General features: G+C 35.3%; 12 protein-coding genes. 3 read left to right on the top strand and 9 right to left on the bottom strand.

The window, feature by feature from the left end; translation table 11 throughout:
• A partial coding sequence (locus tag KEM10_RS23130) for a tyrosine-type recombinase/integrase (RefSeq protein WP_212220522.1) occupies positions 1-777 on the top strand: 777 nt, incomplete at its 5' end.
• A gap of 6 nt (positions 778-783) precedes the next feature.
• Here the strand turns inward: KEM10_RS23130 and KEM10_RS23125 are convergent.
• From KEM10_RS23125 to KEM10_RS23115, 3 genes are read right to left on the bottom strand one after another with little or no spacing between them, the layout of a single operon-like run.
• Positions 784-2,211 (bottom strand): HesA/MoeB/ThiF family protein, encoded by a 1,428-nt coding sequence (locus KEM10_RS23125; RefSeq protein WP_212220519.1) that lies wholly within the window; start codon positions 2,209-2,211, stop codon positions 784-786.
• The gene (locus KEM10_RS23120) at positions 2,189-2,569 is read right to left on the bottom strand and encodes a hypothetical protein (RefSeq protein ID WP_212220516.1); all 381 of its coding nucleotides are present in this window, start codon (positions 2,567-2,569) and stop codon (positions 2,189-2,191) included. Before KEM10_RS23120 ends, KEM10_RS23125 begins: the two co-directional genes overlap by 23 nt.
• Positions 2,566-2,799 (bottom strand): hypothetical protein, encoded by a 234-nt coding sequence (locus tag KEM10_RS23115; protein ID WP_212220513.1) that lies wholly within the window; start codon positions 2,797-2,799, stop codon positions 2,566-2,568. The genes KEM10_RS23120 and KEM10_RS23115 overlap by 4 nt, the downstream gene beginning before the upstream one ends.
• Before the next feature lie 271 nt (positions 2,800-3,070).
• Here KEM10_RS23115 and KEM10_RS23110 point away from each other — a divergent pair, with 271 nt between their 5' ends.
• The gene (locus KEM10_RS23110) at positions 3,071-3,646 is read left to right on the top strand and encodes a hypothetical protein (RefSeq protein WP_212220510.1); all 576 of its coding nucleotides are present in this window, start codon (positions 3,071-3,073) and stop codon (positions 3,644-3,646) included.
• Positions 3,639-4,421: a hypothetical protein gene (locus tag KEM10_RS23105; protein WP_212220507.1), complete on the top strand. Its 783-nt coding sequence runs from the start codon at positions 3,639-3,641 to the stop codon at positions 4,419-4,421. Before KEM10_RS23110 ends, KEM10_RS23105 begins: the two co-directional genes overlap by 8 nt.
• Positions 4,422-4,458: 37 nt before the next feature.
• On the opposite strand, the gene KEM10_RS23100 is transcribed toward KEM10_RS23105, so the two are convergent.
• The 6 genes from KEM10_RS23100 to KEM10_RS23075 form a co-directional block, all read right to left on the bottom strand.
• Entirely contained in the window at positions 4,459-5,019 is a 561-nt protein-coding gene (locus tag KEM10_RS23100) for a glycoside hydrolase family 108 protein (RefSeq protein WP_212220504.1), read from the bottom strand.
• The gene (locus KEM10_RS23095) at positions 5,016-5,429 is read right to left on the bottom strand and encodes a hypothetical protein (RefSeq protein ID WP_212220502.1); all 414 of its coding nucleotides are present in this window, start codon (positions 5,427-5,429) and stop codon (positions 5,016-5,018) included. The genes KEM10_RS23100 and KEM10_RS23095 overlap by 4 nt, the downstream gene beginning before the upstream one ends.
• Positions 5,426-5,758: a hypothetical protein gene (locus KEM10_RS23090; RefSeq protein ID WP_212220500.1), complete on the bottom strand. Its 333-nt coding sequence runs from the start codon at positions 5,756-5,758 to the stop codon at positions 5,426-5,428. The genes KEM10_RS23095 and KEM10_RS23090 overlap by 4 nt, the downstream gene beginning before the upstream one ends.
• A 1-nt stretch (position 5,759) precedes the next feature.
• Complete coding sequence (locus KEM10_RS23085) at positions 5,760-6,392, bottom strand: P-loop NTPase family protein (protein WP_212220497.1); 633 nt, start codon at positions 6,390-6,392, stop codon at positions 5,760-5,762.
• A gap of 14 nt (positions 6,393-6,406) precedes the next feature.
• Positions 6,407-7,273 (bottom strand): hypothetical protein, encoded by an 867-nt coding sequence (locus KEM10_RS23080; protein WP_212220494.1) that lies wholly within the window; start codon positions 7,271-7,273, stop codon positions 6,407-6,409.
• A 1-nt stretch (position 7,274) separates the two neighbouring features.
• A partial coding sequence (locus tag KEM10_RS23075; protein WP_212220491.1) for a hypothetical protein occupies positions 7,275-7,525 on the bottom strand: 251 nt, incomplete at its 5' end.

Genomic DNA, 7,525 nt, shown 5'->3' with positions numbered 1-7,525 from the left:
TATGAGCAATGGATGGTGACACAAAATCTTTCAATGTCATCAATCAATACTTATATGGCTTCGACAAGGACAATATTCAAGATTGCTCAACGTGAGGGTGCAATATCAAAAGATTACTACCCTTTTGGTGAAGGTGGTTACAAACTTCCATCAAGTCAAAACGTGAAAAGAGCTTTGAAAATGAATGAAATTGAAAAAATATATAACTACGAATGTAAGGAGTTTTCATATCGTGACGAAGCTAAAGATTTATGGCTATTTAGTTACCTTTTAAATGGGGCTAATATGAACGATATTATCAGATTAAAGTATAAGAATGTTGATGATGAATTCATAACATTTGTTCGTAGAAAAACCAGAAAAACTAGCAAATCATCTAAGCCAATAAGTGTTGCTTATACTGATGATTTAAGAAGACTAATTGACAAGTGGGGGAATAAAGACCGTTCTCCGGAAAACTATATATTTCGTTTCATAAATGAAGATATGACCGAAAAACAGATTAGGCGATGTTTGGATAGACTAATCAAAAGAACAAATGACCACATGAAGAAAATTGCATCTGAGGTTGGTATTGAAAAAACAGTTACTACCTACACAGCAAGACATAGTTTTTCGACTGTATTAAAACGTTCAGGTGTTTCTACTGAATATATAGGAGAAAGCTTGGGACATAATAATCTTAGAACTACAGAGCTTTACCTTGATAGCTTTGAAGATGAAACTAAAAAAGAAGTGGCTAAACACTTAACGGCATTCGGGAAAGTAAAAGCCTAATCTACTTTAAGCAGATTTAGGCTCTTCATTTTCAGAAATAAATAATTCAAATATCGAATCTCCTACACCAACATTGTTTGCGAAATCACAGTACTTTTCACATTCAACATCATAGTTACGACTAAGGAAACCATGTTTAAATCTATATTTTTGCTCACCATAATATTCAGGTTCAACAAGGTCTGCTACTAAAGCCATGAAATGTAACACCTCCATTGACGCCAGATTAAAACTGAATGGAGAAATATTTTCACGATTCTTCAAGTGATGATTATCCGGTAAACCTTGAATATACGATGTATCTTCAAGAAGCCCTTGCTTTTCCAATTCAACATCCGAAGAATGATAAGCATTTAAACAATGTAAACAGGGTCTTCCCGGTGTTACTGTATGAACCGTCCAATCCGCAAAGTTTAGCTTTTTACTATCATCAAATTCAATACTAATACCTCCATCAATTACCGGAATGAGATGTGCATAAGCGATATGGTTTAGAATATATCTACCCCAAGGCTTATCAACACAGCTAAAAAGAACATCACAATCAAGTGATAAACGATAGGCAACTTCATTAGCTATATGTTTATCAGCTATTTCGATTTCTAAGTTGTTTGAGGTTGATGATTTTTCAATGTTTCTTTTTATGACATCAATTTTTCGCTCCCCTATATCATCTTTAAATACACCGCACAATCTGTCAAGATTATGTTCTTCAACGGTATCATAATCTATTAAAACAAACTTGGAAATTCCCATTCTTGCAAGCATCTCACAGACAACTGAACCAACACTACCAAGTCCTATAACACCAACTCTTAGGCGAGTAATATCATCATTTTGTTCTTCGCCCCACACATTTACAGTTCTGATTGTTTGTCCGTTCGGTTTAATTGCAGGTAGAATTTTATCATTAAAAAATGGTTGAAGTTTTTTTCCTACAACTTTAACGGATTCTGACCATTTGTAAATTATATCTTCGTCTTCACCATAATACCAAATCCTGGAACTCCAATATCCATCATTTCCTAAAGTCATTCCAACGAAAGGCAGTTCGGTTGTAGAAAAAGCATTTACAAATGTCTTCATTTCAGTCGATTTATCATCATCACTCATGCCTTGCCATCCAAATGAAATAGGATGACTATGCAATAATGCAACACCATAGCCTTTCTTCAATGCAATTCTACAAACTCGTAACAGATATTCGTAATTATAACTTACGTTGCCATGAACATTTCTATCTCCCTTCTCTGGAAATATAACCTCTTTGATGATTGCGGTGAATTTATTTTTGCCTTCAGAAGGAATCCATAAGGCAAAAGTTAAATCCTCTTGTCCATCCTCTCTTAATAGATGTTGCTTTAAGGTTGCATCAATAGGTTCACTTAAAGCACAGCTAAAACTCTTTTGCTTAAATATTTTTAAATATTCCATTTATTTGTGACATTAAATCTTTTGTTGGATTTTCAGCAGAAAGATTAAATCGAAAACTCCAATATCTCCACTCATTTCCAAGATTACTATTAATAATATTTCGTTTTCCTGCTATCGTATCTTTACAATCAAGAAGGTGAGGATTAGATTTTACGTGAATACTAGCTCCAGCAGTTCTTGGGTAATCTTTTGGGACAGGAATAGCTAACGCAATTCCTTGTCCTTTAAAGATTCCAAACTGAATTTCATATTCAGTAATAGCAACATAATCCATCCCTTTGCTATCGGTCAAATACTCAACGGAATAATCATCTGAGATTAAATCATTGTATAATCTCTCTTTCCCATAAACACTCATGAGACTGGATTAGGTTTTTTACTAAAAATGGAAAAGTGCATCCCATTTTTCATCTCAATAACCTGTTCGAGGTCATTTAACTCATCTAAATCATGTCCTTGCTTTAATACAAGAACATTTTCTTGTGGATTGTAACCACCATTGTCAACAAGTATTTGCTTTACTGTTAACTGTGTTTCAGAAGTTTCAAACTTCTTCTTCTCAATAAAAAAAACGGTTTTGTCGTTCATCTTAAAAAAATTAAATGTTAATATTTATTTACCTTTTGAGTCTTTTCTGTTACTCCTAACATGAGGTTTAACCTCTATTTTCTTTCCGTTGACAACTTTTGTGTAACCGGGTATGCGATTGAACTTGCGTCCACTAGAATCTTTTGCCATATTTTTCTATATATTACTGTTTATTACTAGCTTTACTGATTAATGCTAATGGGAAATAAAAAATTGCCATTAGCAAGGCAATTTTTTTAAAGTTTTTAGCATTACATTATAAGTGAGTAGTTTGGAACAGTTAAAAATCACTTCCGATTATGACAATATTGAATGGGAAAAAGTCATTAAAGTATTAATGGCTTATGCCTATGTTTTAATTGGAGATAATAATGAGATGGAAAAATCAAGAGCAGACCTCGCTTATGATTATACTATGGAAGCAATATCCAAATATTTGAGCGATAAGTCTAAATTCGATTCTTCAAGGAATCCGGATTTAATAAGCTTTTTAAAATACAATTATCTTCGTCAAATTATTTCAAATGGCAAAACTAGTGGGAAGTACAAATATGAGGATAGCTATGAAGATGTTAATGATAGCAGTGCTATTTCAAAGGAAACATTCATTAAGGACTACTATCTGGAAGAGCATATTGATGTAAATTCAATTGTTCTTCAAATTGAAGAAACATTAGCTACGGATAATGAACTATTACCCTTATTTAAGTGTAAGTATTATGAAGATTCTAAGCGTTCTGAAATTTGTGATGATTTATCAATTTCATCGCAGGAGTATGACAATAGAATGAAAAGATTAAGACGAATAGTTAAAAATATCACTCAAACGGCAAATGGTCATGAATAAAAAAGATAATAAAGAGCGATACGTGTCTTTAATACATGATATTGCTGAATCGGTTAGTTATAATGAGGAGTCTGCTGATTTATTTTTTGCGGAAGAAGGAATAGATATTGATAAATATATCGCAAAAGGATTAGGTCAAATAGAATCATTAACAAAAAAAAATGATTCAAGAAAATTAACTCCTAAGAGTAAATCATCTTCTAAGAGTAATTTATATTTCAAAAGAGCTGTTTTAGCTGCCGAGATAGCATCTCAGCTACACAATGAACCAACTTTTGGGCATGTCAAATTTCAAAAATTGGTTTATTTAGGAGAACAAATTTGTGAGTTAAAAGCTGATGAATACTATTCAAAACAAGCTGCTGGCCCTTACGATAGAAAATTTATGCATAGTATTGACAGTCAGTTTAAACGCCAAAAATGGTTTGAAGTAAAAGTTGAAAAGAAAGGAAGGTATTCAAAATACAATTATTGCCCACTTGAAAGTGTTGAGAAATATAAGCAGTATTATAACAACTATTTTTCAATTTTTGATAAAGAAATTCAATGGCTCATTAGCACTTTTAAAAAGCAAAAGACTGACGATGTAGAATTGATAGCAACCCTATTTTATTGTTGGAAAGAGATTAAAGAATCACCTGAGATTTTCTCTGAAAAACTATTAATTGAGAGGTTTTATAAGTGGTCTAAAGAAAAAAGCAAATTTCCACAAAGTAGTGTAGAAAAAGGCATCAATTGGATGAGAGAAAATAAGCTCGTGCCTATATCGGAATAAATACTTACCAAATAGTAAATTTCGGGAGAGGTGATATTTATACTTCAAATTCAATCGAGCTAATCCGCTTTAACCATCCTTCAAGGAATAAATGATTTTTGCCTTTCTTGGCAATCTTGTGGTAATAGCGGATTCGAGCTTTTTTGATTTCCCAAAATAGTTCCTTTGGTTGGCAATTTGCAATCGCTTCAAGTGTCATTTTACCAATAATACCATCCATCTTCAAGTCTGCATCAAAGAATTGGTTTAATACACGTTGAACGCCTCTGGCTCCCCATACTCCACTATTAACACACCAGTCAAAAATGATTTCTTGTAGTGAACCATTGGAGATTTCATCAATTTTAAACCTTTTGTAAAAGGTCTGCTGATAAAAATACTTTACAAGCTGTGTCAATTGAGGAACATCAATCTTAAAGTTCCAAGGTATTTCACCGTAGGTTTCTTTGTAGGCATCAATATATTGCCAACCTTCCCAATCGGGATGTAAAATCCGGGCAACACCCATGTAGGTTTCCCCACCTCGGTCGCCTTCTACGTTGGCATAATAGCCTTCGTGTTTGATTACGCCATCAAACAACTCATCAAATGTTTTCATTTTTTACGTCTGTTTTTAAGTTTGACATCGTTAACTCCTGATATTGCACCACCGAAAAGAAAATCAATAATGGTGCTTAGTTTGGTGGATATTCCACCGTTGATACTGCTTACAAATGCAATTTGCCAATCATCAAGCTGAATAGTATCGAAAATGAAGTAGTTCAGCATTACGAAAGTCAATGCACACCATGCAATCAAGAAGAAAATTGCAAAGGCTTTTTGAAGCCAACTGTCTTTTTGATACATCTCCCTGGCCGAACTCCTATCAGCTACTGCCATCTTAAAGAGTTCCATTTTCCCCTGGAGCTTTTCTTCCTGAGTGGTGAATATTTCATCTATGAGCTTCGTTCCCTCTTTTAAGGTTTCCGCAGCTCCGGCATTGATAACCTTTCCAAATATCTTTCTCATCGTTCTACAAATTTTAATATGGTATCGAGCTTCTCGTTGAGTTGTTTAATGGTTTGGTGAAATAGTTCCTTGCTCACATAAATCTCCTTGGAGCTGTCCCTTAAATCAGATATTCGTTTATGCAGTACCGTAAACTTGTTTTCGCATGAAGCAAGCTCTTTAGTCAAGTGCTGAATATCCTTTTCCAACAAATCGGTTTTAGCATCCACCGTTTCTTTTGTGGCGTTCTTTGAAATGGCATTGCGGATGATGAAAGAAACTACACCAACGATAAGCGAACTGAAAGCTCCAATTATCAGCCAATAGAATTTAATTGTCATTTCTTCCATGCTAAAAGATTTTAATGGTTTCTGTACTACCCTCCGGAAAGCGGTTTTTCTCCATTGTTGCACTTTGGTTTTCGATGTGCATAATGGCATCCACAATATGCTCCCACTTAGTTCCGCCTTTGGAGCTTCCATCTCGGTTTGCCTGATTGATGATTACAAATGAGGTGTTTGGGAACTGCTTCTTCAGCTCTTTAAATTCCTCGTTGGAAATATCGGTTGTTTGGGTACTGTCGATAAATACCACATCGTAATCTTTGAATAACTTCGGATTGTAGTCCTCGATGATTCCTATTGGGCTGTTAATTCCGAGCCTTATCACTTTCTCCTGCATCGTTCCTTTTGCACCCTCTTCATTGGCGACATACAGGACTTTGTAACCGTATTGCTTTACCAATTCATCGGCAAACATCAAGGCTACGGTACTTTTGCCATGAAAGCGTGAGCCGTAAATCATTATATAGAATGGGATATACAGCTTGCCTAAGAGCTTGCCGAACTTTCCCCTGATAGAGATGGTCTTGAAATTCATTTTGGCAAGGTCGTTTGCCAAAACAACCTGGTCAGATGCGATGACTGTGGTTCTTGTGGTGCCGGGATTGAATGCCCTGTATGGTGAGCCACTACTTTTGGGCATAGAAGTAGTGGCATTTACTTTCCCAATCCGGCAATGCCCTGTAAACCTTTTAGCTGAACATTGGTAACAAGCAGCTTGTCACTCTCCAGATAATCGTGTAAATGCTTTTGAACGTTTTTAACCTGTTCAAATTCTTTGTCGGCTTTATCAACCTTACCGTTTTTTAATGAGTTGGTAACTGTGGTTAGCAAGCGTTGGGCTTTTGTCTTTGTGATATTGCCATACAGATTGATAAACCTTTTAATCAATGCAACTGCCGGAGTAACACCGTAGTCATCCACAATCTTTTTCAGTTTCGTGTATAAGGAATCAGGAACTTCAAACTTGCAAGTACCATTCATATCCTTGTAAGTTTTGATAAGGTCATTGCTGATACTTTTTATTTCAGAGGCATACTTGCTTGTTTTACGGATAGTCTTTTCGGTAGCAGCCTTTTGAATAACCTTGTACAAAAGCGATACCTGACGTTCTGTTACCTTCTTATTGTGGAAGTTCAGATAACGTCTGATTACCTTAATCTCCAACGGCATCAAATCAACCTCGATGGGTTTTCGTTGTGCTTTTTTTTGTGCTGTCGTTTTCTTTGTGGTAGTCCGTTTTGGTGCAGCTTTCTTTGTCACATTTTTTGTCGATTTTTGTGACGAAGCGGTCTTCTTCTTCGCTGGTGCTTTCTTAGGTGCAGGACTTTTCTTTCCTGAATCCTTTAGGTAAGGTTCAACGATTTTGAAATGATTATCAAGCATCTCTTTTATGTCCTTATCCTCATTGTAGAAATCGGCAAATGAATCGAACTCTTTATGTGCTTCCTGTGCTGCTTCCGGCAACTTTTTGAAGTCAATATTTTTGGTGGCTTCCTTGTAGTTTTTAACTGTAAGTTTCATATCACGATATTTTTAATTGTTTCTGTTTAATGCGAATTGCTTTAGCCCTGATTTTGGCAAGTTTCAGTTTGCGCTCTTTGCCCACTATTACACCTTTATTCACGCTACCTTTTTCGGTCAGGTCGATGTACTCATCGGCACGTTTATCAGTAAATGCCTCAAATGATTTAATGGATAAATGCTCCTTGATGGCATAAATCAGGTTATCAAAGCACTTGTTGATGTAAATGCGTTCCTGACCTTGCGGATAAA

This window comes from Carboxylicivirga linearis, assembly GCF_018271995.1.
In the GTDB taxonomy this organism is placed as follows: Bacteria; Bacteroidota; Bacteroidia; order Bacteroidales; family Marinilabiliaceae; genus Carboxylicivirga; species Carboxylicivirga linearis.
This window is presented reverse-complemented; position numbering and strand designations above follow the sequence as displayed.